The organism is Abyssisolibacter sp. ZYX002 (assembly GCF_056892235.1).
In genome coordinates this window covers 649,409-674,833 of the sequence record NZ_JARMXH010000001.1, presented here as the reverse complement: position 1 = coordinate 674,833, position 25,425 = coordinate 649,409, and the positions used below count along the sequence as shown (strand labels likewise).

Annotated in this window: 24 protein-coding genes; 9 read left to right on the top strand and 15 right to left on the bottom strand. The window is 28.6% G+C overall.

Annotated features, from left to right (window positions below; translation table 11 throughout):
* Nucleotides 1-10: 10 nt before the first annotated feature.
* Complete coding sequence (locus tag P3X86_RS02915) at nucleotides 11-832, bottom strand: class I SAM-dependent methyltransferase (RefSeq protein ID WP_483291125.1); 822 nt, start codon at nucleotides 830-832, stop codon at nucleotides 11-13.
* Complete coding sequence (locus P3X86_RS02910; protein WP_483291124.1) at nucleotides 829-1,731, bottom strand: LysR family transcriptional regulator; 903 nt, start codon at nucleotides 1,729-1,731, stop codon at nucleotides 829-831. The genes P3X86_RS02915 and P3X86_RS02910 overlap by 4 nt, the downstream gene beginning before the upstream one ends.
* Before the next feature lie 111 nt (nucleotides 1,732-1,842).
* Between P3X86_RS02910 and P3X86_RS02905 the strand changes: the two genes are divergently transcribed.
* Nucleotides 1,843-3,120 carry an adenylosuccinate synthase gene (locus tag P3X86_RS02905; RefSeq protein ID WP_483291123.1) on the top strand — a complete coding sequence of 426 codons (1,278 nt, stop codon included), beginning with the start codon at nucleotides 1,843-1,845 and terminating at the stop codon, nucleotides 3,118-3,120.
* A gap of 112 nt (nucleotides 3,121-3,232) precedes the next feature.
* On the opposite strand, the gene P3X86_RS02900 is transcribed toward P3X86_RS02905, so the two are convergent.
* Together P3X86_RS02900 and P3X86_RS02895 are read right to left on the bottom strand one after the other, a co-directional pair.
* A complete protein-coding gene (locus P3X86_RS02900; RefSeq protein ID WP_483291122.1) occupies nucleotides 3,233-3,622 on the bottom strand; it encodes a hypothetical protein in 390 nt (129 codons plus the stop codon).
* Nucleotides 3,606-6,335 (bottom strand): amino acid adenylation domain-containing protein, encoded by a 2,730-nt coding sequence (locus P3X86_RS02895; protein WP_483291121.1) that lies wholly within the window; start codon nucleotides 6,333-6,335, stop codon nucleotides 3,606-3,608. Before P3X86_RS02895 ends, P3X86_RS02900 begins: the two co-directional genes overlap by 17 nt.
* A gap of 232 nt (nucleotides 6,336-6,567) precedes the next feature.
* Here P3X86_RS02895 and P3X86_RS02890 point away from each other — a divergent pair, with 232 nt between their 5' ends.
* The 6 genes from P3X86_RS02890 to P3X86_RS02865 all read left to right on the top strand — a co-directional run bounded on the left by P3X86_RS02890 (nucleotide 6,568) and on the right by P3X86_RS02865 (nucleotide 14,678).
* On the top strand, nucleotides 6,568-8,577 hold the full coding sequence (locus P3X86_RS02890; RefSeq protein WP_483291120.1) for a transporter substrate-binding domain-containing protein: 2,010 nt from the start codon (nucleotides 6,568-6,570) through the stop codon (nucleotides 8,575-8,577).
* Nucleotide 8,578: 1 nt separating this feature from the next.
* Nucleotides 8,579-9,937: a sigma-54-dependent transcriptional regulator gene (locus P3X86_RS02885; RefSeq protein ID WP_483291119.1), complete on the top strand. Its 1,359-nt coding sequence runs from the start codon at nucleotides 8,579-8,581 to the stop codon at nucleotides 9,935-9,937.
* Nucleotides 9,938-10,188: 251 nt separating this feature from the next.
* On the top strand, nucleotides 10,189-11,640 hold the full coding sequence (locus P3X86_RS02880) for an alanine/glycine:cation symporter family protein (RefSeq protein ID WP_483291118.1): 1,452 nt from the start codon (nucleotides 10,189-10,191) through the stop codon (nucleotides 11,638-11,640).
* 87 nt (nucleotides 11,641-11,727) lie between these two features.
* Entirely contained in the window at nucleotides 11,728-12,756 is a 1,029-nt protein-coding gene (locus P3X86_RS02875) for an asparaginase (RefSeq protein ID WP_483291117.1), read from the top strand.
* 151 nt (nucleotides 12,757-12,907) lie between these two features.
* Entirely contained in the window at nucleotides 12,908-13,768 is an 861-nt protein-coding gene (locus P3X86_RS02870; protein WP_483291116.1) for a hypothetical protein, read from the top strand.
* 160 nt (nucleotides 13,769-13,928) lie between these two features.
* The gene (locus P3X86_RS02865) at nucleotides 13,929-14,678 is read left to right on the top strand and encodes a DUF2087 domain-containing protein (protein WP_483291115.1); all 750 of its coding nucleotides are present in this window, start codon (nucleotides 13,929-13,931) and stop codon (nucleotides 14,676-14,678) included.
* Nucleotides 14,679-14,777: 99 nt separating this feature from the next.
* On the opposite strand, the gene P3X86_RS02860 is transcribed toward P3X86_RS02865, so the two are convergent.
* Genes P3X86_RS02860 through P3X86_RS02845 form a run of 4 tightly spaced genes read right to left on the bottom strand, consistent with a single transcriptional unit; the run spans nucleotide 14,778 to nucleotide 17,144 of the window.
* Nucleotides 14,778-15,206: a hypothetical protein gene (locus P3X86_RS02860; protein ID WP_483291114.1), complete on the bottom strand. Its 429-nt coding sequence runs from the start codon at nucleotides 15,204-15,206 to the stop codon at nucleotides 14,778-14,780.
* A gap of 41 nt (nucleotides 15,207-15,247) precedes the next feature.
* Nucleotides 15,248-16,144, bottom strand: a complete 897-nt coding sequence (locus tag P3X86_RS02855) for a methyltransferase domain-containing protein (protein ID WP_483291113.1) — start codon at nucleotides 16,142-16,144, stop codon at nucleotides 15,248-15,250.
* Nucleotides 16,145-16,184: 40 nt separating this feature from the next.
* Nucleotides 16,185-16,598 (bottom strand): NUDIX domain-containing protein, encoded by a 414-nt coding sequence (locus P3X86_RS02850; protein WP_483291112.1) that lies wholly within the window; start codon nucleotides 16,596-16,598, stop codon nucleotides 16,185-16,187.
* Between the two features lie 60 nt (nucleotides 16,599-16,658).
* Entirely contained in the window at nucleotides 16,659-17,144 is a 486-nt protein-coding gene (locus tag P3X86_RS02845; protein WP_483291111.1) for a GrpB family protein, read from the bottom strand.
* Between the two features lie 327 nt (nucleotides 17,145-17,471).
* Between P3X86_RS02845 and P3X86_RS02840 the strand changes: the two genes are divergently transcribed.
* Nucleotides 17,472-17,942 (top strand): immunoglobulin-like domain-containing protein, encoded by a 471-nt coding sequence (locus tag P3X86_RS02840; protein ID WP_483291110.1) that lies wholly within the window; start codon nucleotides 17,472-17,474, stop codon nucleotides 17,940-17,942.
* Nucleotides 17,943-17,992: 50 nt separating this feature from the next.
* Here P3X86_RS02840 and P3X86_RS02835 read toward each other — a convergent pair whose 3' ends face one another.
* Entirely contained in the window at nucleotides 17,993-19,261 is a 1,269-nt protein-coding gene (locus P3X86_RS02835; protein ID WP_483291109.1) for a zinc dependent phospholipase C family protein, read from the bottom strand.
* A 92-nt stretch (nucleotides 19,262-19,353) separates the two neighbouring features.
* The gene (locus tag P3X86_RS02830; protein ID WP_483291108.1) at nucleotides 19,354-19,731 is read right to left on the bottom strand and encodes a hypothetical protein; all 378 of its coding nucleotides are present in this window, start codon (nucleotides 19,729-19,731) and stop codon (nucleotides 19,354-19,356) included.
* A gap of 454 nt (nucleotides 19,732-20,185) precedes the next feature.
* On the opposite strand from P3X86_RS02830, the gene P3X86_RS02825 reads away from it, so the two are divergent.
* Entirely contained in the window at nucleotides 20,186-20,347 is a 162-nt protein-coding gene (locus P3X86_RS02825; RefSeq protein WP_483291107.1) for a hypothetical protein, read from the top strand.
* 48 nt (nucleotides 20,348-20,395) lie between these two features.
* Here the strand turns inward: P3X86_RS02825 and P3X86_RS02820 are convergent, their stop codons facing one another.
* The 5 genes from P3X86_RS02820 to P3X86_RS02800 form a co-directional block, all read right to left on the bottom strand.
* The gene (locus tag P3X86_RS02820; protein WP_483291106.1) at nucleotides 20,396-21,808 is read right to left on the bottom strand and encodes a hypothetical protein; all 1,413 of its coding nucleotides are present in this window, start codon (nucleotides 21,806-21,808) and stop codon (nucleotides 20,396-20,398) included.
* Nucleotides 21,801-22,304 (bottom strand): RNA polymerase sigma factor, encoded by a 504-nt coding sequence (locus tag P3X86_RS02815; RefSeq protein WP_483291105.1) that lies wholly within the window; start codon nucleotides 22,302-22,304, stop codon nucleotides 21,801-21,803. The genes P3X86_RS02820 and P3X86_RS02815 overlap by 8 nt, the downstream gene beginning before the upstream one ends.
* Nucleotides 22,305-22,451: 147 nt before the next feature.
* Nucleotides 22,452-23,189 carry an aminoglycoside phosphotransferase gene (locus P3X86_RS02810; protein WP_483291104.1) on the bottom strand — a complete coding sequence of 246 codons (738 nt, stop codon included), beginning with the start codon at nucleotides 23,187-23,189 and terminating at the stop codon, nucleotides 22,452-22,454.
* A gap of 692 nt (nucleotides 23,190-23,881) precedes the next feature.
* Nucleotides 23,882-24,544: a class I SAM-dependent methyltransferase gene (locus P3X86_RS02805; protein ID WP_483291103.1), complete on the bottom strand. Its 663-nt coding sequence runs from the start codon at nucleotides 24,542-24,544 to the stop codon at nucleotides 23,882-23,884.
* Nucleotides 24,545-24,619: 75 nt separating this feature from the next.
* Nucleotides 24,620-25,417 carry a nucleotidyltransferase domain-containing protein gene (locus tag P3X86_RS02800; protein ID WP_483291102.1) on the bottom strand — a complete coding sequence of 266 codons (798 nt, stop codon included), beginning with the start codon at nucleotides 25,415-25,417 and terminating at the stop codon, nucleotides 24,620-24,622.
* Nucleotides 25,418-25,425 lie beyond the last annotated feature (8 nt).

Below are 25,425 nucleotides of genomic sequence, written 5' to 3'. Positions count from 1 at the left end.
GAATTTCTCCTTATTTTTCTAATATAATATATATTACATTCATGTTAAAAATAATACCTTCTTCTGTTTTTCGATTATCTAAATATCTATCTACTTCTAACTTAAATTCATTAAAGTCACCTTGCTTTTTTATCTTATCAAATATATTACTTACAGCATTAGACCACATTTCATCCCACCACTGTTTTTCATCATTATAGATTACTTTTTTGGATTCTTCTACTATATTAATAATCCTAAAACCTTTTATGTTTATATGTTTTTTTAGATTTTCTACTGTATTCAATATTAGCTTTGCTGCACTATTTTTATTTTGAGTGGGCTTTGTTGCCTTTAAATACTTGTTAACTATGTTTGTAAGCCATTGTTGCTCTTGTTGCTCTCCCCATGTACTAAAAATAAGTTGTCCACTTTTTCTTAAAACTGATAATAGCTGATTTAATTTACTATCATCATGCAATATATTTCCTATACTAAAACCTGCTACAATAGCATCGAAATAGTTTTCAGCAAAATCTAAATCTTCTAAATCCATTACTCTCACTTCTACATTTTTTATTTTCTTTTTTTCTATATCCTTTTTTGTCTCACTAACCATATTATCTGAAATATCAACGCCTGTTACTTTACCCTTTTCTCCCACTATCAAAGAGGCTGGAAATAATGTTGATCCTCTTCCTATGCCTACATCTAATACATAGTCTCCTTCTTTTATACTTGATAAACTAACTAGTCTTTGCCCAAAATAATCCCAATAATCAGGCCCTATTTTACTAAAATTTTTAGCTACATTGTCCCATAATTGTTTTAACTGTTTTTTTCTATCTTTCATTTTATCCTCCTATTATCATTAGTGAGGAACTCTAAAAACTTCTGCCCTGCTGAAGATAGTGGTACTCCTTTTAAAGTCGCTACTCCAATTTTCCTCTTTGGTATACTGTTCTTTATTTTTATTTCAAAAACCTCTTTGTTATCTAATTTATCCATTATAAAGTTCTTGGTTACACATGATATCCCGAGTCCTATTTCAGCAAATTTTACTAGTAAATCTACACTTCCTAGCTCTATTTCTGGCTCAGCTTGTATGCCATTATCACTAAAAAATTTGTCTATAAATTTTCTAGTATTGCTCCCTTTTTCTAAAAACACTAACGGATATTTACTAAGTTTATCTAACGTTATTTCTTTATTAAAATCTTTTGAGTACTTTTCTCCACATATAAAACAATCTTCTATAGTCAGTGTTTTCATTATATCAAGTGTTTTATCTTTTTCTATCGGTAAATTTATAACTCCTAAATCTACCGATCCACTTTTTAGTAAATTTATAGTTTCATAGGATGTTCTGTTTGTTACTTTCATCTTTATATTCGGATATATTTTATGGAATTGTTCTAAATATGGCATTAGATAATTTGCGCAAAGTGTATCACTAGCACCAATTATTATCTCACCGTAGTCAAGTTTTTGCATTTCTAAAAACTTAGATTCCCCAGCTTTTATGAACTTGTATGCTTTTTCTATGTATTTAAAGAATATTTCTCCTTCTGTAGTCAGCTTTATTCCTTTTGGAGTTCTTAAAAAAACTTTTCCTCCTAGTTTTTCTTCTAACTGTTTAATCGATTGACTTACAGCTGGTTGTGAAATATATAGTTTTTTAGCCGCATCAGATATTTTACCTTCTTTTACTACAGTATAGAATACTTTGTAAAACTCAAAATTAATATTCATATAACTTCTCCTTATATTATGTATAACTATTATTAATTTTACTTATCATCATATATCTATTATACTCTATAGTGTAAGAAAAATATACCTTTATATGAAAGGGGAGTATATATGAGTATAACAGCAATTGTCGGTGGCAATTGGGGCGACGAAGGTAAAGGAAAAATGACTGACCTCTTAGCAAAGAAAGCGGACTATGTAGTAAGGTTTCAAGGAGGTAATAACGCAGGTCATACTATCATAAATAAATACGGAAAATTTCAATTGCATCTATTACCATCAGGAGTATTTTCTGAAAACGTAATTAATATATTGGCAACAGGTGTAGCAGTAAATATTGAAGCGTTTTTAGAAGAATACAACGAACTAATATCTAGAGGTGTACCTAAACCTAAAATCATGATATCTGATAGAGCTCAAATAGTATTACCTCATCACATCTTATTTGATAAATATGAGGAAGAACGTCTTGGAAAAGCTAAATTTGGTTCTACTCAATCAGGTATAGCTCCATTTTACTCTGATAAATACAGTAAAATAGGTATTCAAGCTATTGATCTTTTTGATAGAGAATCATTATTGAAAAAAGTAGAAAGAAATATAGAAAAAAAGAATGTACTTTTACAACATTTATATAAAAAACCACTTTTAAATGCAAAGGAAATTTGTGATTATTTATATGAACTAGGTACGCAAATAAGACATTTTGTATGTGATACATCAAATGAACTTTATGAGGCGTTATCTAATGGTAAAAAAATACTTATGGAAGGACAACTAGGAGCATTAAAGGATCCTGATCATGGAATATATCCTATGACCACTTCATCTTCTCCTCTAGCTTGTTATGCACCTGTAGGTGCAGGTGTGCCAGCTAAAACTATAGAAAATGTTGTAACTGTAGTAAAGTCTTACTCAAGCAGTGTTGGCGCTGGTCCATTTGTATCTGAAATATTTGGAGAGAAAGCCGACGAGCTTAGAAATCTTGGAGGAGATAATGGTGAATATGGAGCTACTACTGGACGTCCTAGAAGAATGGGCTGGTTTGATGTAGTTGCTACTAAATACGGATGTAGAATACAAGGGACTACTGAGGTTGCTCTTTCTTTATTAGATGTTCTTGGCTATTTAAGAAAAATCCCTGTATGTAAAGCTTATGATATTGATGGAGTTATCACAACTGATTTCCCTCCAACTGAGATATTGAACACAGCTAAACCGGTTGTTGAATATTTACCAGGTTGGAACTGTGATATTTCACATATACGTGATTTCAAAGACCTTCCTCAAGAAGCTAAAGATTATGTAACTTATATTGAAAAAAGTATTGGTTTCCCTATAAAATACATTTCTGTTGGCCCTGAAAGGGACGCTATTATATTTAAATAGATTTTAAAACTTAAAGGGTTTGTTTAATCAAAGATTAATCAAACCCTTTAAGTTTGATGTTATAACTTCTTTCTTAAAGCATATAATTAAGCTATATATTGGCTGGTTTAAATTATAATTTTCTATTATTTATAAATTCTTTTATCATTTTTATATCCCGAAAGTCCTTTTCTCTACCAAGCTTTTGCTTTTGTTTTATAATACTTTTAAGACTCGCCACTGGTATGCCATTTATCATTTCGATTTCATCCACAAACCAATTCTCAAACAATTCTATATATTCGTTAAAATATAGTGTCCTTGTGTTATCTTCTTCATATTTATATTTATATCCTTTTTCAATTAGTTCCTCTGTAAGATTTGTAGTACACCCCAAATCAATATCTCTAGTGCTTTCTTTAACTCCATGGATAACTAATGATGCTCCAGAGGTTACCCAATAATCTTTTACATCAAAGCTTAACTCTTTAATTATATTTGTTATTTCATTTATTTTTAGCAAATTGTTTATTCTCCTCCTTTTCAATAAAAACTGATAAATCTTTAATATATGGTTTTTCGAAAATGAACTCAAGTGGCACTTTTACATTAGTTTTACTTAGGATATCACTTTGCAAAACTATAGCACTTAGTGAATTTCCTCCTATATCAAAAAAACTATCGTTGATGCTAACTCTTTTTATGTCAATAATCTCTTTGTATATCTGAGCTATTAATTCTTCTAGTCTATTTCTTGGATATATATATTCAACATCTTTATCTGATATTTTAATCTCTATAAGCCTTCTTCGATCGATTTTACCATTAGGAGTCAATGGTAAGTGGTCAGTTTGTATGAGTTGTGACGGAATCATATATGATGGTAGATATTCTCTTAGCTTATCTTTTATTGTGTTAATATTACATTCTTCGTCTGACACAAAATAGGCAGTTAATATTTTTGAATAGTCTTTAGATTGTTTGACTACGACGACTGCTTGCTTTACTGAATCTATTTGTATTAATGTATTCTCAATTTCTTCTAATTCGATTCTAAACCCTCTTATTTTTGTTTGATTGTCTTTTCTTCCCACAAAAACAATATTTCCATCTTCTAACCACTTGCCTACATCTCCTGTTTTATACATTAAACCACTCTCAAATGGATTGTTAATAAATTTTTCTCTAGTTAAGTTTGTGTTATTAATATACCCTCTTGCTACACCTCTACCACCAATGTATATCTCACCCTCTATTCCTATAGGGCATATCTGTAGTTTTTTATCTAATATATATACTTGTGTGTTAATCAATGGTCTTCCTATCGGTATGGTCACATGTTCATCTGAAATATAGTTTAGTTCATATATAGTGGATACGTCACAACATTCAGTTAAACCGTATACATTTATTATATTTACACCTAAAGCATTACTAATTTCTTTAGCGAGGCTTACATTTAAGGTCTCCCCACCTATTATAAAGTCTAAATTTTCTAGTCTATGACTAAATTTCAGCTTTGAAATCATTTGTAGATGTGTTGGTGTTCCATCTGCTATATCAATATTGTTATCTTTATAGTACTTTAAAAGACTACTACTTTCATAAATCATATCCCTAGGCACAATGTATAGACAATGCCCCAACATTAACGAAGGAAATATCTGTTTTATTGACGCATCGAAATAATATGGTGATACCATAGATATATTTAACTTTTTATTGTACTTATTATAAATACTATCTTTAATCCCGCATATTAAATTAACAACATTACTATGTTCTATCATAACACCCTTTGGTTTTCCTGTTGAACCAGATGTATAAATTATATATGCTAAATCTTCTGGCGAATTAATATTTTTAATATTCTCATATTTTTCATTAGTAATTCTTGCATTATTAATATCAATCATTTGGACATTCAGCTTGTAGTCTATAGTATCATTCTTTTCAGTTAAAACAAACTTTACATTACTATCCATTAACATATAATTTATTCTATTTTGGGGCAAAGTCGTGTTAATTGGTAGATATGCTCCTCCTGCCTTTATTACAGATAATATACTAACTATCATATTTATAGATCTTTCAAGCAAAACACCAACAACATCATTAGGCTTTACTCCTCTATCTCTCAATATATGTGCAATTCTATCACTTTCTCTATTTAGTTTTCTATAAGTCATTATTTCATCATTATATATAACTGCTATACTATTCGGCGTTTTTTTAACCTGCAAATCAAATAAGTCGTTCAATGTTAGATCAACTTCTTTATCACTCTTGCCTTTACTAAAATCGCTTGTTATCTTATGTATATTTTGGATGTTTTCTAGATTTACTTGTTTACAATTAGGACAATTCATATCATTTGTGATAGATATTTCTTCTACAATACTATTGTTCCAACCTCTTTCCCAATCAAATCCATTGTTAAGAGATAATTTTTTAAAATGCTCACTTATCCAGTATTTCATACCTAAATATCCGTTACTATCACCTATACTACTGTTTCCCTTCTGTAAGAATAGATAAAATTTGTTGTATACAGGTTCTCCTATGTTTAGTAGTATTTTTAAAGCTTCTGTGACTATAAATCCTGCACTCATAAAAACAGGAGGAGAACACACTGGTGTACTTGCTTGCTTGGCTTTATCTTTATTCGAATTGGCTTTTTTAATCTCGGCTACTTTATTGTAATCAAATAAGCAATGAAAACAAGGTGTTTTAGGTGGGTAAAAAATAGCTGCAAATGAGTTTATATCCATCATTCCATAAAATAAATGTGGAATATTTTTTCTAAGTGAACACCTTGAAAGTATGAATTTAACTTCAATATTATCTACACTATCAAATATAATAGATGACTCTCCTACCATTTCATCAATATTGTATTCGTCTATTTTGTCTGTGAATATTTCAACTTTTACATTTTTATTTATATTAAATACGGTTTTTTTTGCTGAAATTGCCTTGTTTGTTCCTATTCTAGATTCTTCACTAACACAATGAATAAACTGCCTATTTAAATTTGACAACTCTACATTATCATAGTCACATACTCTGATACACCCTATTCCTAATAAGGCAAGTTGGGTTATTATTGGAGATCCTGATCCCCCTGCTCCAGCGACAAAAACAGTTGTTTTCTTTAATAACTCCTGTTTTTCTATACCCCAATCATCTAGCAAAATTTGCCTTTTATATCTTGTCAACTCTTCATTATTTAACAACAATGCTCCCCCTTATCTGAATAAATAATTTGACCTACTTCTCTTAAAATAATATAAAAGTAACAACTATAACACATAATAATATTTATTAGGTTTGAATTGACTATACCTCATATTGATTTGTTTATATATTATATAATTATATCATTTTAAATTACTTTTAAAAATGACATTTTAATCCGTATATTGTATACTATATGTTATAACTGTTTTTTATAGGAGGATGACTATTTTGAAAAAGCGTATTATTTCTGTATTGTCTCTTTTCTTAATAATGTTTTTATTGTTTGTTAACAGATATCTAGAAATAGAATACAGTTTAAATCTATATGAGTATCTTAGTAGATCTAAGAGATTAACTAAGGAAGAACTTAATTATCTTAAATCTCATGGAGACATTATATACGCTTCTGATTACAACTCTCCTCCTCTGAGATATTTAGATACTGCTAATGGTCAATATCGAGGTGTTGTTATTGATTACATTAATGCTTTATCTATAGAACTAGGTACTCAAATAAAAGTGAGACCTATGATATGGAAGGATGCTCTTGATAGTCTCGCTGATGGCAAAACTGATATTTGCGATATGTATCCTTCTACAAATCGATCTAAATTATATCTATTTTCTAAACCAATTTATATTCAAAGAAGTGTTATATTAGTGTTAAAAGATAATGAGGACATTAAAGATTATAAAGATTTAGAAACTGTCAAAGTTGCTGCTCAAAAAGGTGACTATGTTATTGAATTCCTTAATTCTAAACTATCTAATATTAATTATTCTTTTACAGAAGACTATCTTCAAGCGATTAAACTATTACAAGAAGGTAAAGTTGATGCTGTAGTTGGAGATGAACCTGTAATAAGTCACTTTATTACACTTTTAGATATAAATGATGATGTTGCTATACTTGATAAACCATTATATGAAAGAGATAGTGTTTTATCAGTTCATAAATCTGAAAAGAAACTGCTGACTATATTAAATAAATGCATATACAATCTTAATAGAGCTAATACAATGAATAAAATTCAACAAAAATGGTTTGGTATCTCTACACCTATTACCAAAAATACTTCTAATGAAAAATATAGTCTTCTCATTGCATTCTTTGGCTTTAGTATAATTATGGTATTTTATTTATCATATTTATGGAATAAACATCTAAAAAAAGAAGTTACTAGACAGACCGAAAAACTTGACATTAGTAGAAACGATTTGCAAACTACTTTTGATGGACTTACTCATCTTATGCTGGTTCTAAATAAAGATTTCATCATAACTAATGTTAATCAATCTGTGTGTGATTTGCTAGGGTTAGATAAAGAAGATATTATAGGTAAAAAATGCAATGATTTTAGTAAGGATTTTGAGTTGGGAAGTTCTTGTTTAATTAGAAGAACTTTATCTACTAATAGCTCCCATCAAAAGGAGATACAATATAAAAATAAGCTATTTGAAATAACTTCTTATCCCCTTTTAGATCAACACAATAATGTTGATAGAGTGCTGTTAATGCTTAAGGATATTACCCAATTGCGTATAAGTGAACGACAAATCCTTCATTCGAGTAAAATGGTAGCTATAGGTCAACTAGCTGGTGGTGTAGCGCATGAAATACGTAACCCTTTAGGTATCATAAGAAATTCGAGCTATCTTTTAAAAAAACAGCTTAAGACTAAAAATGAAGTAGCCAATAAATCAATCTGGTTAATTGAAAATTCAGTAGAAAGAGCCAGTAATATCATTGATAATCTATTGAATTTTTCTCGGTTATCTTCAAACAATATTAGTAAAATCAATGTTTTGAAATTCATTGAAGGTATTATGGAATTAAATAAAAAAGCTATAAAACAGCAAAATATTGATGTTCTCATAATGTGTGATTCTAATTTAGAATGTATGATAAATGTTGAAGCGTTAAAACACATACTACTAAATATCATATCTAATGCTATTGATGCATTGTCTGATAAAGGCTGTTTGACTATAAACTGTGATATAGAAGATACAAAATTAGTAATAATATGTAACGACAATGGATGTGGTATAGACAATAAAAATATTGATAAAATCTTTGATCCATTTTACACAACAAAAGAGCCTGGTAAAGGTACAGGGCTTGGACTGTATGTAGTATATGATCAGGTAAAGAAAATTGGTGGAGATATCAGAGTTACTAGTAATAAAGAAATCGGCACTACTTTTACTCTATGCTTGCCAATAAAGGAGGACTAAAATGAATAGTAAAAACCAATCAATCAAAATTTTGATTGTTGATGATGAGCCAGAATATAGAGAATCTTTAAATTTAATATTAAAAGGTAATGGATATACTACTCAAGTTGCATCTAATGGTTACGACGCTCTCTCTAAATTAAAACATGAACATTTTCATATAGTACTTACAGACCTTATTATGGGTAAAATGAATGGTATAGAACTTCTTGAAATAATAAAAAAGGATTATAGTAAAACTGAAGTCATAATTTTTACTGGTTATGGAAGCGTAAAAGATGCTGTTAATGCAATGAAAAAAGGAGCTTTTACTTATTTTATAAAGAGTCATGACCCTGAAGAACTTTTATTAGACATAGAAAACCTGTCTAAATTATTAGAATTGCAACAAAACAAATTAGCACTGGACGATCAAATAGATTATAATTTTATGCTCAATACTTCGAGTGAAAGTTTTAGAAAAGCTCTTAATATTGTAAAAAAAGCTTCTGAGAGCAATATTAATATTTTGATACTTGGTGAATCTGGTGTAGGAAAAGAAGTATTTGCAAAATACATACATCAATGTAGTAATAGAAGAAAACATCCATTTATGGCTGTAAATTGTCATGCTTTTTCTGAATCCTTACTTGAATCAGAGCTTTTTGGACATGAAAAAGGAGCATTCACTGGTGCTCTCGAACGTCGAATAGGACGTTTTGAAGCGGCTAATGACGGTACTCTTTTTCTGGATGAAATTGGTGATACTCCATATAACACTCAAGTAAAGCTACTAAGAACACTTGAGAATAAAAAGATTGAACGTATAGGAAGTAATCAAGCTATAGATGTTGACTTTAGACTAATTTGTGCTACTAATCAAAATCTTTACAATATGATAAATGATGGAATTTTTCGGGAAGATTTATTTTATAGAATTAGCAATATTATAGTAGAGATACCACCATTGAGAGATAGAAAAGAAGATTTGCCCGAATTAATAGATTTCTTTTTTAACAAGACTAAAAAAGATCTTAAAAAAAACATATCTAAAGTTGAAACAGGCGTAATGAAGTTCTTGCTTAACTACAACTACCCTGGTAATATAAGAGAATTAAGCAATATTATAGAGAGATTAGTTGTTTTATCTGATAAAGGTATCGTTAGGTATGATGATATTCCTAATATAAAATATAACTCAAATGAAACTAAAAGTATAGATCATATACAAACTTTAAAGGAATTTAGAAACGAAAAGGAATCTGCTTATATAGAAAAAATATTAAGCATTTGTAACTACAATATGACTTTAACTGCCTCAAAGCTAGGAATAAGTAGACGGCAATTATTTAACAAGCTTACAGAATATAATTTAAGATAATATGTCGTAATTATGAGAAATTAATTTCCCGTTACTTGGGTAATTAATTTCTCATTTTTTATTTGACTAAAGTGTTTATCTTACTTTTTTCTTTATAAATGTAGAATATTAAACAACATTGACACGTTTTTGCAACATTTTTATTTTTGGCATGCTTATTGCAATTTAATACGCTAACAGCGGGTTTAATTTATAATTAGTAACTTTTAACAAGAATTTTATACTTGTAATTTATTTAAGGAGGAATTATATTGGGTCAATTTATTAGTTTTCTAAACAATATCGTTTGGAGTAAGCCACTAGTATATCTCTGTTTAATTGCTGGCGTACTCTTTTCAGTAATAATGAAATTCCCTCAGATACGTCTTTTTAAAGATATGACAAAGTTACTTTTCTCTGGTAAGAGCTCTGAATCAGGAGTTTCTTCCTTTCAAAGCTTCACTATGGCTTTAGGTGGTCGTGTTGGAACTGGAAATATTGCAGGTGTTGCTACTGCCATAGGTATAGGCGGTCCTGGTGCTATATTCTGGATGTGGGCAATTGCTTTTCTAGGTGCTGGATCAGCATATATAGAAGCTGCTCTTGCGCAAGTCTATAAAGAAAAAATGGATGGTGAATATCGTGGTGGCCCGTCTTATTATATAGAAAAAGGCCTTGGACAAAAATGGTACGGAACACTTTTTGCTATTTCAGCCATAATTGCAATGGGCTTTTTCATGCCAGGTGTTCAAGCAAATAGTATTGCAACAGGTATGAAAAATGCATTTAGTATTGATCCTAAAATAACTGGTATAGTTTTATCTTTATTATTAGGACTTATTATTTTTGGTGGTGTTAAGAGAATCGGTAAAGTAGCTGAAATAGTAGTTCCTTTTATGGCTATAGCATATATACTGACTTCTGTTATAGTTATCGGAGTAAATATTAATAAAGTTCCAGAAATTATAAAGCTAATATTCTCATCTGCTTTTAACATGCATGCAGTATTTGGAGCTGTCGGCGGACAAGTTATAATGATGGGAGTAAAACGTGGAATTTACTCTAATGAAGCTGGACAAGGAACTGGCCCTATGGCTGCTGCTGCTGCTGAAGTATCTCATCCTGCAAAACAAGGTCTTGTTCAAGCGTTCTCTGTATACATTGATACACTATTTGTATGTACAGCTACAGCTTTTATGATTCTTATAACTGGAGCTTACAATGTTAAAGATGCTGCTGGTAATTTTATTGTTCAAAATTTACCAAATGTTTCTGAAGCAGGAGTCGCGTATACTCAAAGTGCTGTTGACACACTAATCCCCGGAATCGGTAGATCATTTGTAGCTATAGCATTACTTTTCTTTGCTTTTACAACCTTACTTGCCTACTACTATTATGCAGAATCCAATGTTGCATATCTAGCTAGAAAAATTAAGAACCACCGTTTTTTATTTACACTTACTCGTTTAGTTTTATTAGCGATGACCTTTGTTGGCTCTGTAAACACTGCTGGTCAAGCATGGGCATTAGGTGATATAGGCGTAGGATTAATGGCATGGCTCAATATCATAGCTATAATACTTCTAGCTAAACCCGGTATTTTGACATTAAAAGATTATGAAAAACAAAAAGCTCTAGGGCTTGATCCAGTATTTGATCCTAAAAAATTAGGTATAAAAAATGCTGATATTTGGTCTGAAAAATCAAAAGAAAATGCCATATAACCTCGAATTTATAGTATAATGATTATAGGACTTTTGTGTTAATAGCAAAACTCTATTTAAATACTATCTTTGAACAGGAGAATGAAAATGAAGCATATACTTTTAATAGCAACTGGTGGGACTATTGCATCATCTGATGAAGGCAATGGTCTTACTCCACATTACAATGTTTCACAGTTGCTTTCATTTATTCCTAAAATAAATGAAAAATGTGAAATCACTGGTAAAATGATTATGAATATTGATAGCAGTAATATGACGCCTAATTGTTGGACTGAAATAGCAATGGCTATTAAGTCTAGTTATGACGATTATGATGGATTTGTCGTTACTCATGGTACTGATACTATGGGTTATACATCTTCCGCCTTGACTTATATGTTGGAAGGTTTATCAAAACCTGTTATATTAACTGGATCACAATACTCTATCGAAGAAAAATGTACCGATGCACTACAAAACCTTAATGATGCTATACTATTTGCAAGAGAACCTCTTGCTGGCGTATTTGTTACATTTGATGGAAAGCTTATTTGTGGTACTAGAGCTATGAAGGTAAAAACAAAAAGCTATGATGCGTTTGAAAGCGTTAACTTTCCGTATATAGCTGAAATAAAGCACGATAGAATTGCTTATAACAGATATATTTTACCTTATTTTAAACCTGCTAATAAAGAATTAAAAGTAAATTGTAATGTTTGTGATAAAATAGCTGTTATAAAAATATTCCCGGGTATAGACGCGGAGCTATTTACATTTATTCAGAATAAATATAAAGGTGTCATAATTGAAAGCTTTGGTATTGGAGGTATCCCATTTGAAAAAAGCAATCTGATATCAAAGGTTAATGAAATGACTGATAAAGGAATCGCGGTGGTTGTAACAACTCAATGTTTAGAAGAAGGAGTTGACTTTGGTATTTATGAAGTTGGTAAAAAATTACCTGCTAACAAAATCATATACGCAAATGATATGAATACTGAAGCTCTAGTTGCAAAATTAATGTGTGCTTTGGGTAAGTCAGCTGATCTATCTGAAATAAAAGATTTTATAGAAACACCTGTTATGTTTGATATAAATACAGATATACATTCACAAGAACCTTGCACTATTTGATAATATCATTTTAGGTAATTGCAAAGTACTTATTTCTACTATCTTTCAAGTAGGAATGAGTATTTTTTAGTTTGCTCAAAATTCTACATTTTTCTTGCATTTTTTGTTGTATAATAAATTCGTGTCAAATTACAAATTGGAGGTATCTTGAATGAATGAAGAAAATATCAAAATTACAAAATCTAAAAAATGTATAGCCTATTTTAAAAACCTTATTATACTTTTATGTATCTTTTATGCACTTGTATTTTTACTTAACATACCATTTTTTGTTCATATGAACTTCTCTTATATTTTAAAATATGCTTTACTTACTTCTCTAAGTCTTATGATTGGACATTTTATATTAAATGGTCTATATTACTTAACAGCTTGTAAACCACTTGCAATGGGTATACTCTTTATAATACTAGGACTCATCTCATATATGCATACTTCACTAGTATTATCTATATTAAAATTTCCTACGGATATAACTATGGATTTACATAATACTACAGTCCCATTCTTATCTCAATATGGTTTTCATTTTGGGTTAATCTCAATAATAATAGGCGGTGTGTTATGGTATCTTACTAAAAAGAACAAAAACACAAATTATGCAGCAATATATATATATATTATCACACTTGCTATACATATTTTGTTTGTTGGAATATTAGATTTAGGCTTAACACTATTATACATAATAATTTGGATGGTATTGTATGAAAAGCTTAATGAAAATACTTCTATAATTCAAAATGATGATATTAATATACTATTTAAAATTATCCCTACACTCTCTTTATTGTTTATCACAATAAGAAATTACTCATTATATCGTATGAGATTTAGATCTTTCTCTGGAACAAATTATGTACTTATAATTTACTCTGTAATTTTATTTTTTGTAATCTCTTTTATTGTGTGGAGAGCTGATATAGTAAAAAAATCACTTCCAGACTCAGTCAACATTTTTATAGATAAGATCATATCGTTGATTAAGCAATTTATCTTTATAAAATATTAGTAGTTTACAAGAGATGTCTAATGGCATCTCTTTATTTTATTTATATATAGATGTTTTTGAGTTTAGTTTATATTTTTATAGACTATTTTAGCATTGGTTTGCATATTTGATTTAAATATGATATGATTATATATAATCAAACAATAAATGAGGTGTTAATTTGGAAAATGAAACTATGTTTTGGGATGCTTCTATTCATGATTTAAAAAAAGGATATATCTACGATGAATCAACTGCGCTATATACATGTATATTCTGCGGTTACAAACTTGAATGTGGTGTAATACACAAATATAACGATACTTTAATGACATCAGAAAAAAGAATGAAACTTCATATACAAGAAAACCACGGAGGTTCTTTTAATTATTTGATAAACCTTAATAAAAAATTAACTGGACTAACCCAAAATCAACAAGAAGTTATAACATGTTTTTATAAAAATAAAACTGATAAAGAAATAGCAAAAGAACTTGGTATAACTGAATCAACTATACGTAATTACAGATTTAAATTAAGAGAGAAAGAAAAACAAAGCAAGATATTATTATCTATTATGCAACTACTAAATGAAAAATCATCTAAAAAAGAAGAATATATAAATATTCACCAGACAGCTACTATGGTTGATGATCGTTATTGTATAACAGAGGATGAAAACCAAAAAATTCTTAAAAGATATTTTACTGATGAAGGTTATCTAAAGACTTTACCTTCAAAAGAAAAACGCAAAATCATCGTCTTACGTAAGGTTGCAAAGCTTTTCAAACCTGATGTGCATTATACAGAAAAGGAAGTCAATAGAGTTCTTGAACGTATTCATGAAGATCATGTCATCTTAAGACGATATCTTATTGAGTATGGGTTTTTAGATCGCAAAAATGATTGTAGCATATATTGGTTAAAATAGTGAACTATTTTTAAAAAATATTATTGAATTTTTGAAATAGCTATATAAAAGGGACTATTAATTTCTAAATAGTCCCTATCTTAATTATATATTTCATTTCTACAAAAACTTCTTTAACTCTTCAATATTTTTCTGTTCAAATTTCAGTAATTTATCACCAAGTTTTAGTATTTTGCTATCTGCATCTTTATACTCTTTTAGCTTTTTTGTAATATCAATAACTCCCATAGTACTACCTTGTATGAGCATTTGAGATATATGTGATGGTGTTTTATCTGTTAAAGTCTTTAAGCTTATCATTATATAAGTTGATATTTTCGACAACTGTTTTATACTCTTTGCTTCTTTATTTAATTTGCTTAACATTTTTTCTGATTCACTATATATTTTGTTATATTCATCAAACTGAGATTTTAATTCTTTTTTAAAACCACTATCTTTAACTATGTTGATTAACTGCTTCAATGTATCTCTTCCCATTTCAGAGTTTTGATGTATGTAATTTAATATCTCAATATTGCCATTCATATTTAACACCTCCTATGAGGTAGTTTGGGTAATATTTATACTTAATATGTATGTCTATTTTTTTTACCAATTATTATGCATAAATCAATTGTGCATTCATCGAGTTTTTTATTTATTATATATTTAATTTTATCACTGTCTACTCCCCAAGCTAGCGGTGTCATATGGATTAAATTCTTTAAATCATCATTGCCAATCTTTAAACTATAATTGATATTAGTCTTATGAATAATTTTGAAATTTTTAGCGAAATGGTTTATTACTTTATCATTTGAATAAATTTGTTTATCAGTTTTATTGTAAAAAGCACTTCTTAACTGCTTAAGATAATCCTTTTCAGGAACTACTTTAATTAACACTCCGTCATCTTTTAAAATTCTATTAAACTGCTTATAGTTTGATGGAGAAAAGATATTTGTTATTATGTCAAATGTTCTTTTTTTAAACGGGCTTTTAGCCAAATCTGCAACACACCATATTGCATTTTGATATCCTTTAGAAGCTATTTTAATTGCTTCTTTTTCTATATCTACTCCTACCCCTAAAATTTTGCGATTGCTCTTTTCTGCCAGTCTGTTTATTATACTCGCTAAATGTGAGCCTTCACCACAACCTAAATCCAAGATATTAACTCTTTCTCCTGTATAATTGTTTAGATAATACGTCTTAATCAAATCTACGACTTTTGAAAGCATTTTATCAAATATACCAATATTGTGTATAGCTTTCTTTGCTTTAAACATATCTTTGCTATATTTTGTATTTTTAGAATTTAATGTCAAATTAATATAGCCATACTTTGATAAATCAAAAGTATGCTTATTTACGCATATTAAACTTTTATTCATAGTAATTATCATATTTTCTCCACATATAGGACATAGGAAAATATTATGATTTAATTTTATGAGGTTCTTAGCCACTTCATTTTTCTTCATATCTATCTCCTAATTATATATATTAATGTTCATTCTATTACTAAAACAGCTGGTCTGTTAAAATCTTGTCTCTAATTGTTATAGGATACAGTTTTTTAGATGAAATGTCCTTTATATTTATTAACTGAGGAATATAACAACCATAATTTTTACTATTTCTAGAATACTCTTCTCCTTTACCACTACCAATCTCCCCTGATTTATGTTCACAAATATAAAAATATTCTTTATATCCTTCACAACTTAAAGTATGGTATAACTCTATAACTTCTACAATAATTCCTAATTCTTCGTATACTTCTCTAACAACACACTCTTTGCTACTTTCATTTTCTTTTACTCCTCCTCCTGGAAACACAAAATATGTAATTTCATTACTTTCAGTACTTTTAACTCTTTTTATTAGTGCTAGTTTGTTATTAACGATTATTATAGCTCTTGCTCTATCGTTCATATATACCCCTTTCTCATGTTTTTTAGCTATCTTTTATTAGCAAATTTCGTAACACACTATTTATAAATTCGCTTTTTCTTGCTGTATATTCTTCTCTGTTATCTTTATATTGCGTATATAGCCTATTTTTAATATGAATATATTGTCGGCTAGATTAGAGTTATTGATAAGGATATCTCTAAAAGCTATTTGTTTATAATAGTGCTCATTACCTTCTTGGTATGCATGTACGTGATACAATGAGTTACCATTAACCCTCTTTACAAAATATAATCTATTAGATGTAGCTGATATTTTTATATATTCATATCCTAATGAAATAATACTTTTGATGAGTTTGCTACTATTTGCACTTTCATACATTATCGCAATATCTATCAATGGTTTTGCTAACATACCTGGTATAGAAGTACTACCTACATGCTTAATCTCACAAATAAATGATTCACATTTATGTAGTATCTTCTCTTTTTCTTTTTCAAATTCTTCTTTCCAATTCTCATCATATTCCTTTAATACTACTTTTTTGAATGGTACTCCTATCATAACTCTACCTCCTTGTAAATTCAATCATAACAAAATAATAACAAATACTCAAGTTAGTATAAATAGGTAGAGTCCTAATATTTTTTATTCTCCTACCTTACTATAGTAAGGTAGCCCGTGCCTAACTCTTATTTATTTAAATAGTCTATGGTTGGATTCTCTGAATAAGTTTTTCGGTTCTTATCATGTATACTTATTTTATATATGTTATATTATGTTTAGATAATCGTATGTTAAATATTTACATGTTTATAGTAGGAACTTTATTTTCAAGCAGTAGTCTAAATAGATAGTAGTTTAACTAATTATAAAGAGGTGTTAAAAAAAATGAGAAGGACAGTTGTAATACTATGTGTAGTATTCCTAATGCTAATTTTAACATCATGTGTTTCAAAAGAAGATAGTATTGGTGAAAATAAAAAATCTCCCTATAACGAAAAAAAATTCTGTAAAGACGTTAAATTATCTACTACAAAACAATGCATTACTCAAAACGTTGAGAAAATAAAACTAATATATAATAATTTATCAAACAAAGAGTATAATTTCGGCGAACAGCCACATCTAGAAATAAACATTAACAATGAATGGCTGGTTGTCCCTACATTACCTAATAGGGCTTGGAACTCAATAGCACACATTTTAAAGCCTAGAGATAAAAAAGAACAAATTTTATACATTAAAGATGATTATGGAATTTTAAAAGAAGGTAATTATAGGATAGTCAAAGAACTATTCAAAGATAATGAAAATGTATTTACTGTAGCAGAATTCTCTATAATAAATGATGTGAAATAATGCAAGTAAAAAGATGCATGACTATAATCTCAATGCATCTTTTTTATCCATTAATCTATTGGTGTATCCACTAAATTAGTTACACAGCTTAAATCTACATCAAAGCCAAACTGTCCTCCGTTTTCATCTATCCAATCATTTATTTCTTTATCTAATACATCTATTCCATTAATATTTACATTTAAATGTTGCACTTTCCAATCGTTCAATATAGGTGTTGCATAATTTTCTTTTTTCAGATAGAATTTTCTAACGGTTGAAGGAGTTATTTTATTATCATTTATAAATAAATAATACTCACTTTTATCTCCTCTGTAAAAATCGTTATGTCCTTTTTTGTCTAGAAGCCATTTTTTTGTGTCTCCATTTTCTAACTCCATTATAAAATATACATATTCGTCTGTACTAGCTAAAAAGCTATCTGAAGTTGTAACTGTTACTGTTAATGAACTAAATGGTGAACTACTTCTTCCGAAATCTATATTCCATCTATCACTGAAGTTACTTCCATTTCCACTTTCTATTTGTTTGAGTAAATTAACTGAAGTAGTAACAGCTTGTTGATATGAACGTTCTAACCTATTTAGTCGTCCGTTTTTTGATAAGAAGTTTATACTTTCTTCGTAATTAGTATATTCATAACCTACTCCAGTTTCTAACCCAGTCTTGTAAAATCGCGCCCACGTTTTTTCTTCTAATCCACCTGGGCTTGTCCCGTAAATCTCTCTTGCTGTCCTATTAAATAAATCAAATGGAATATTATCAATAGCACTAAATTTATTCCATATACCTATTTTTTCATAGGATTCTTTAGTATACCCACCTTTATTTACCCATAAGTATTCCTCTGCCATAGTTTCAAGTTTCTTATGAAGTGGTCTTGAACTTTCATCTGTCATATATAACCCTGCCTCTGGATTTACATATATACCATGGCAAGCATAGTCTCCCATTACATGTGTTAACCATCCTGCTGCGAATGCTATTTCTTTATTATTTCCTGAGCTCAATGCAATCTCCAGTTGTCGTCTAGCAAAGCTTCCTACCTTAAAATAATGAAACCTATCACCCCACGGCGCATACTCTACTGCTTGTTTAATTTGTATGTATCCAAGATCAGGTGCATTCGCTCCCCATGTTGCAATCTTCGGATACTGTGTCAAAGCCTTTTTTATCCTACTATCTTGTGGTAATTTCTCTGTAACTGCCTTAACAATAACATGGTGTGATGCTGGTTGGTAAGCATATAGCTCACAAACATTAAATGATAACAAAAATAAGGTAATTAATAATAATACGATACTTCTTTTAAACTTCATATACTATTCCCTCCTTTATTTTACATTACCATTGTATATTTATTACAGTTATTTTTCAATATTTTTGGTAAATATAGTTCTTTTTTACTATTTTATTGTATATTGCCTCCAAGAGCTAAACATAAACACCCAATCACTAAGGATAAAATTAATATATCTAAGGGCAATTTATATAGTTTTTCAGGTTTATTTATATAATATTTGACTATTATTTCATCTCCAATATCTTTATTCATCGAAACTTTTATCTTATCATCAGATATTATATATTTACCATTAGCATAGTAGCCTACCGTTGCTACCTTTGCATTGTAAACTTTTTGGGATTCTGGATGAACTGAATATATATCTATTATTGTTGCTTTTACAGTTTTAATTTTGCTCTTAGTATGTATCATATTTATCACTTGTTTTAAAGCTACTACGACCATTAATATAGTAATTGAATAATATATTGTACTAATTTCCATAATTCTACACCATCTCCTTTTACAAGAATTATATCATTAAACTATGGTTTATTAAACTAATATTGTTATATTTTGATAATTAGTTTATATAACAAAATCATCCTTGCTGAATTGCTTTAGGATGATTCTTAAAATTAACATACTATCTTTTTAAATATTGACTAATATCAACATAGTCAAAGCCATAATTTATAGTTGAATTATATTATTACTACTATATATTTCAAACTATCAATTATTCAGTATAAAGCTCATCTCTATTATATTGAATAATAATTCAAGAAATTATCAATGTAATTCGCTAAGTTTGGTATTTATAGTGAATGAATATGATTATTTTGTATTATTATTATATATTTTGTAAATTTTATAATATTTTTGGTAATTTTTCTTGTATTTTTTTACTTTTTGTGATAATATTTCTATAGAATAAATGTGAAAAGGAGGTCGTTTTATGAAAAAATTAATGAAAAGAAATATCAAGAATTTAAGACTAAATCAAAACACTGGTGGCTCAGGTACTGACCCTGAACCAATTTATATTGCTTGCTTATGTTGGGAAGGACAAAATACTAAAGATTACTGGGAAACTGCATTGATGGGAATAACAAGATAGTAAACTAAAACAGGGAGTTAATCTGACTCCCTGTTTTAGACTTATTGATTATTGATAATATTTTGAGGATTTTACCATCTCCACAACTTTATTACTATCAATTTTATTCATTTTAATGTTGTAATCAATAATAAAATCTCCACATTTCACAGAAAATTTCATAGTTTCATAATAACTACTATCTCCAACATCGCCTCTAGTTATAACTTTTCTTCTATCAATTACATCTTTTTTAATTTCACTTTCTTTAAATATTGGTCTATCCATTGTATTTCTTAATTCATCAGGTATGGTTTCAGCAAATGGTGGCTTATATTTTGTAATATCATATTTTTCAACTTCATCTATATCTACTAGATTTTTGTAATATATATTTAAAAGTGGACTCACATGGATATTAAGATAGTCATATGCATTGTTATTATATGATACGTACAGTCTGTTTTCCTTATCATCAGTTGAAATAGTAGCTGACCCACTGCTATAAGTTAAGTTTCTTATTATTTTTGTAGGTAAATACTCACTTAATTTGCTAATAGAATATATCTTATCTTTTGAAACATCTCTAAAGGTTTCAAATCTCTCTTTCTTTAAAGCTATCTTTTTATTAGGCTTAGTGGCAGTTGTTATTATACCAACAACAGTTTTTATAAATTCATCTTTGGTTAAATTTTTTGAAACTATGTTAAAATCAACACCCTTATAGTTAAATTTTGCCACGTATGAATCGTAATATCCTGCTGGTTTATTACTTCCATCTGCTGTTTTTTCATTCGGATTATACGGTCCATAATCCATTAATCTATGCCCTAACATAACTTTCACATTGTTTATTGATGAAGCTTTCATTTCTTTTTCATTTATATATATGCAATCATCTTCTATTCTTTTATTTGATACTTCTATCGCCAATATTCTCTTTAGTGGATTATATCCTTCATTTTGATCTTTCTCAGTAAATCTAAATACATTAGTATCGTGTATGACCTTACTTTCTTGATTGTAAATGATTTGATAGCTTTTTTCGATATTGTCATTTATTAAATCTATAGGTAGATTATTCGGTTTAATTCCTTTGCCATAATACTCTAATGCTTGTTTATAGTTCATCTTAGCTCTATAGGTTATTTTATCTAGCAATACTTTATTACTTTTATCAGTAGATAGTGTATCTATTTCATTAAACACTATTGTATTATTATATTCTTTATTTAAACTATTTGGATTAATAATATTTTTTATTGGTTTCTTAGGTATATTATCATTACTACTTTTTAACCATGGTATACACCATACTAATATTACTAATATTGAACATATTACTGTAGCCATCTTCATTATATTTCTAGGTAACTTGATTTTTATTTTTGTTTGGTTTTCTATTTTTTCATGTAATTCTCTTATAGTTTCATCTCTAGGTGTCATCTGATTTTGCATATTCTTAAATATATCTTTATTCATTGAATATCTCCCCTTTCAATTTGACTCTTAGAATATCCCTACCTCTGATAAGCCTTGTGCGTATAGTGCTTGTTTTAATCTTCAATATCTTACCTATTTCTTCTGAGTTATAATCTTGAAAATAGTAAAGATATACTACAATACGATATTTTTCAGGAAGATTGCACACTGCTAAGTACACAGCATTCTCTTCTGGCAAAGCAAACTGAAAACTACCATCATCATTAGGTTTTATTTCTTTATTGAAAGGAATTACTCTTTTCCACCATGAGCTTGAAGTCAGTTTTTTGCACTGGTTTAAGGTAGTTTTAATAAGCCATGCTTTTCTATGTTCTTCATCATTAAATGCTTTATTACTTTTATAATAAGCAAGAAATACTTCTTGTAAGACATCATCAGCATTAGAGCATGTTTGAACATGAGTTAGAGCTATTGCATATACCATGTTCTTATATTGTTCTATAATATTATGTATATCGTTAACATAATCATGCATTTTTTCACCTCCACTAATAACTACCTTTAGCCTGTAAAAGCGCTTCAAAATTTATAAAATAATTTAAAATAACTTATAGTTATAGAACTAACCTATAAGTTATTTTTATATAAATCTACTTTTCATCAGTACCTAAATACTAATGGTTTATATATCTTTAATTATTAAATTAATTTTTTCTCTTTCTTCTTCAAACCCACCATTTAATCTTGCTGCTGCTATAACAGGTAACCATTTTAAAATATCATCTTTATCTTTACCTGTCTTTTCACAATATGTTGACAAATAAACTTGAGCATATTCAGAGCAATGAAATAAGTATAACATATATGTTCTGCATGCATCCGCTTCTTTACAACCTACTGTCGCATCAATCCAATCTATAACATAAAAATCTTTCTTGCCTTTAATTATATTATACCAATGAAAATCACCATGACAAAGATTATCTCCTTCATCAAAACTACCTAACAATTCTATAATGTTCTGCTTTTTATATTTATCAATTTCCTTATTTTCAATTATCTGATTTTTAAGTCTATCCTTTAATTTTACTGGTAGAACCACTTTTTGTGATTGTACTTTAATCTGTAAATCCACCATTATTTCTATATATTTATTAGGATTGACATTATCTTTTTCAAACAATTCATATAATGTGACTCCTTGTACATAATCCATACTAATAGCAAACCTTCCATCAATTTTTAGGACTTCATGTACACTAGCCACAGGTATTTCTATATTTTCCACTATAGAATTTATCATCGCCTCGTAAAAAACCTGGGATTTACTATACCCTTTTTTGAATAATTTGATTGCTTTGTTATCATGTAAATATACGTCAGCCTGAGCTCCAGTACCTATTTTCTTGTCTAAATGCATCTATTTTTCCCCCTTATGCAATCATTATATCAAAATAATTCAATTCTTTTATTATTTTTTATAATTTTAATTATAGTTTTACTTTTTCAATGGTCTAAAACTAAGTAGAAAAAAAAGAGTAACCATACATAACTGATGATTACTCTCTTATTGTTTCTAATACATATTTATACATATTTATATTGTTTAAAATCTCTTTACACAAATGACAACTTTGTGTAAATCCTTTTTGTTTTAGTTCATTAATGAATGGACTTCTACTTATAATCTCTGCTAATCCATGTGACCCATAACAATCAATAAAGTTAAATAGAAGGTTGATGTCTCTATGTTTAATAATCTTATCAAAAGATTCTATGTTATTTTTTACAAACTCATCCCATCCATATAAATCTATATATCCTCTAAATACACCACCTCATTTCTTTAAATATTTGCATTTTCTACACACTATTCCCTTAGATTTTAGCTTGTTTGTAAACTCTGCAAAATCATTAACTACTTTATCTCCGTACATCATTTTAAAATTTATTCCATTTTAATTGATAGCCTTCATATCCTTATTTTTTAACAATTAATTATATCTTGTTTATGAATTAATAAATCAGGATAGGTTCTTAGATTCTGTCCAAAAGTATTTTTCACTTTTAATAATTTATGTTTCTACGCAATATATAAATAAAATCAGGCTTTCACCTGATTTTAATACCATATACAATTTCATTTTTATTTGTTTTGTAGGCACATATTTCCCATGCTATTTTTAGTTTATCATACCTATTTATTTCTGTTTCCTTATGATATGTAATATTCCATTCTCTAAAAAGCTTGAAAACATCTGATTCATCAAAAAATCTTTTAAGTTTTCCATCAATATTATAATAATTACTTTCAATCTTCAATCCATCACCAGCTCCATAGTTTATATCATGTAATGAATTAACTCTACATAATAGAGCCCCCTCTTTTGTTAATACTCTAGAGATTTCATTTAATATCTCCTTCGTTTTTTTCCATGTAAAATAATGCAAAGATAAATCTGAGATAACAATTTTTGAACACTCATCTTTAAAAGGTAGCCCATCTTTCATATCAAAACATCTAGTATCTACGTTGCCACTATTTTTGCTCAATTTATCTAAAGCTTCTTGACAGAAATCACATGAGATTATTTTAAACCCTCTCTCCAATAAATATAATGTATTGTTTCCTATTCCACACCCTAAATCAATAATGGGTAGGTGCTTTGAGCTCTCTAATAAATCTTTGTGTTTATCAAGCCATAGGTCATAGCTAACTTTACAACTTGACATTGACTCATATACTTTTTTCCAATACATTTTTTGTTTTTCCATCAAATTCACCTCTATTTTTAAATCGATTTAATAGCACTTTGTTTAGCTCCTATAATTTCGTGTAATTTATTATAATTAATGTTTAGTACTTTTAACTGACCTTGAAGTAAATATTTCATTTTGCATGATGTCTGCAAATTTTTGAATATCAGGTCCAAGGGATTCTGTCCACTCTAAAAATTCATTACTATTCATATATTTCTTAGGGTTTTTCCTTAACTTTATAACTTTAATCAAAGTTCCTGGTGTAGGACATAATTGTTTTTCCAACGCCCATTCCCCTGCTTTTGTTTTTGTTATTACTTCACCAGTTTTTAATGTAAATATACCTCGCGCTATATCTAGCATCCAGCCTGCAGAATAGATGCTTCTATTTGTTTTAATTGCATACTTTCTAATAGTTTCATAGTGGTTGATTACATCATTTCTTAGCTGGCTATAAGTTGGCATTGTCAATTCTCCTCTTAAATCATTTCCATACAACAATAACCCTCTAGTAATTAGCTCATACATCCCAAAACTGTCAAAATGGTATGTCTCGGTAATTCTTTGCCCTCTTGTACCCCAGTAAACGACTGTATCTCTAGTTTTATTTTTAAAAGTATCAAAAGACATAAATCCACCTTCAAATAATCTAAAATATTTATTATTTGGATTATCTTTAAGCAATTTCTGCCTTAAATAAACCAAATTATTTGCTTGTTTATCTGTAATTGGAGATTTAGTTAAACATAAAATATCAATATCACTCCATCCTAATTTAAAATCTCCAGATGTTACAGAACCAACTATATAAATAGAAATTTCATTACTATCAAGTATATCAACAATTGTATCTTTCATTATTTTTATGGAATGTTGAATTGTACTCACCTCTTATA

Bases quoted from the DNA above. Each gene is read 5' to 3' on its own strand.
- P3X86_RS02845 (WP_483291111.1), bottom strand. From the start codon at position 17,144: ATGATAGGAGTACCATTCAAAAAAGTAGTATTAAAGGAATATGATGAG.
- P3X86_RS02905 (WP_483291123.1), top strand. From the start codon at position 1,843: ATGAGTATAACAGCAATTGTCGGTGGCAATTGGGGCGACGAAGGTAAA.
- P3X86_RS02840 (WP_483291110.1), top strand. From the start codon at position 17,472: ATGAGAAGGACAGTTGTAATACTATGTGTAGTATTCCTAATGCTAATT.
- P3X86_RS02810 (WP_483291104.1), bottom strand. From the start codon at position 23,189: ATGCATTTAGACAAGAAAATAGGTACTGGAGCTCAGGCTGACGTATAT.
- P3X86_RS02875 (WP_483291117.1), top strand. From the start codon at position 11,728: ATGAAGCATATACTTTTAATAGCAACTGGTGGGACTATTGCATCATCT.
- P3X86_RS02850 (WP_483291112.1), bottom strand. From the start codon at position 16,598: ATGAACGATAGAGCAAGAGCTATAATAATCGTTAATAACAAACTAGCA.
- P3X86_RS02820 (WP_483291106.1), bottom strand. From the start codon at position 21,808: ATGAATAAAGATATATTTAAGAATATGCAAAATCAGATGACACCTAGA.
- P3X86_RS02855 (WP_483291113.1), bottom strand. From the start codon at position 16,144: ATGAAGAAAAATGAAGTGGCTAAGAACCTCATAAAATTAAATCATAAT.
- P3X86_RS02805 (WP_483291103.1), bottom strand. From the start codon at position 24,544: ATGGAAAAACAAAAAATGTATTGGAAAAAAGTATATGAGTCAATGTCA.
- P3X86_RS02825 (WP_483291107.1), top strand. From the start codon at position 20,186: ATGAAAAAATTAATGAAAAGAAATATCAAGAATTTAAGACTAAATCAA.
- P3X86_RS02860 (WP_483291114.1), bottom strand. From the start codon at position 15,206: ATGAATGGCAATATTGAGATATTAAATTACATACATCAAAACTCTGAA.
- P3X86_RS02910 (WP_483291124.1), bottom strand. From the start codon at position 1,731: ATGAATATTAATTTTGAGTTTTACAAAGTATTCTATACTGTAGTAAAA.
- P3X86_RS02885 (WP_483291119.1), top strand. From the start codon at position 8,579: ATGAATAGTAAAAACCAATCAATCAAAATTTTGATTGTTGATGATGAG.
- P3X86_RS02870 (WP_483291116.1), top strand. From the start codon at position 12,908: ATGAATGAAGAAAATATCAAAATTACAAAATCTAAAAAATGTATAGCC.
- P3X86_RS02915 (WP_483291125.1), bottom strand. From the start codon at position 832: ATGAAAGATAGAAAAAAACAGTTAAAACAATTATGGGACAATGTAGCT.
- P3X86_RS02835 (WP_483291109.1), bottom strand. From the start codon at position 19,261: ATGAAGTTTAAAAGAAGTATCGTATTATTATTAATTACCTTATTTTTG.
- P3X86_RS02815 (WP_483291105.1), bottom strand. From the start codon at position 22,304: ATGCATGATTATGTTAACGATATACATAATATTATAGAACAATATAAG.
- P3X86_RS02830 (WP_483291108.1), bottom strand. From the start codon at position 19,731: ATGGAAATTAGTACAATATATTATTCAATTACTATATTAATGGTCGTA.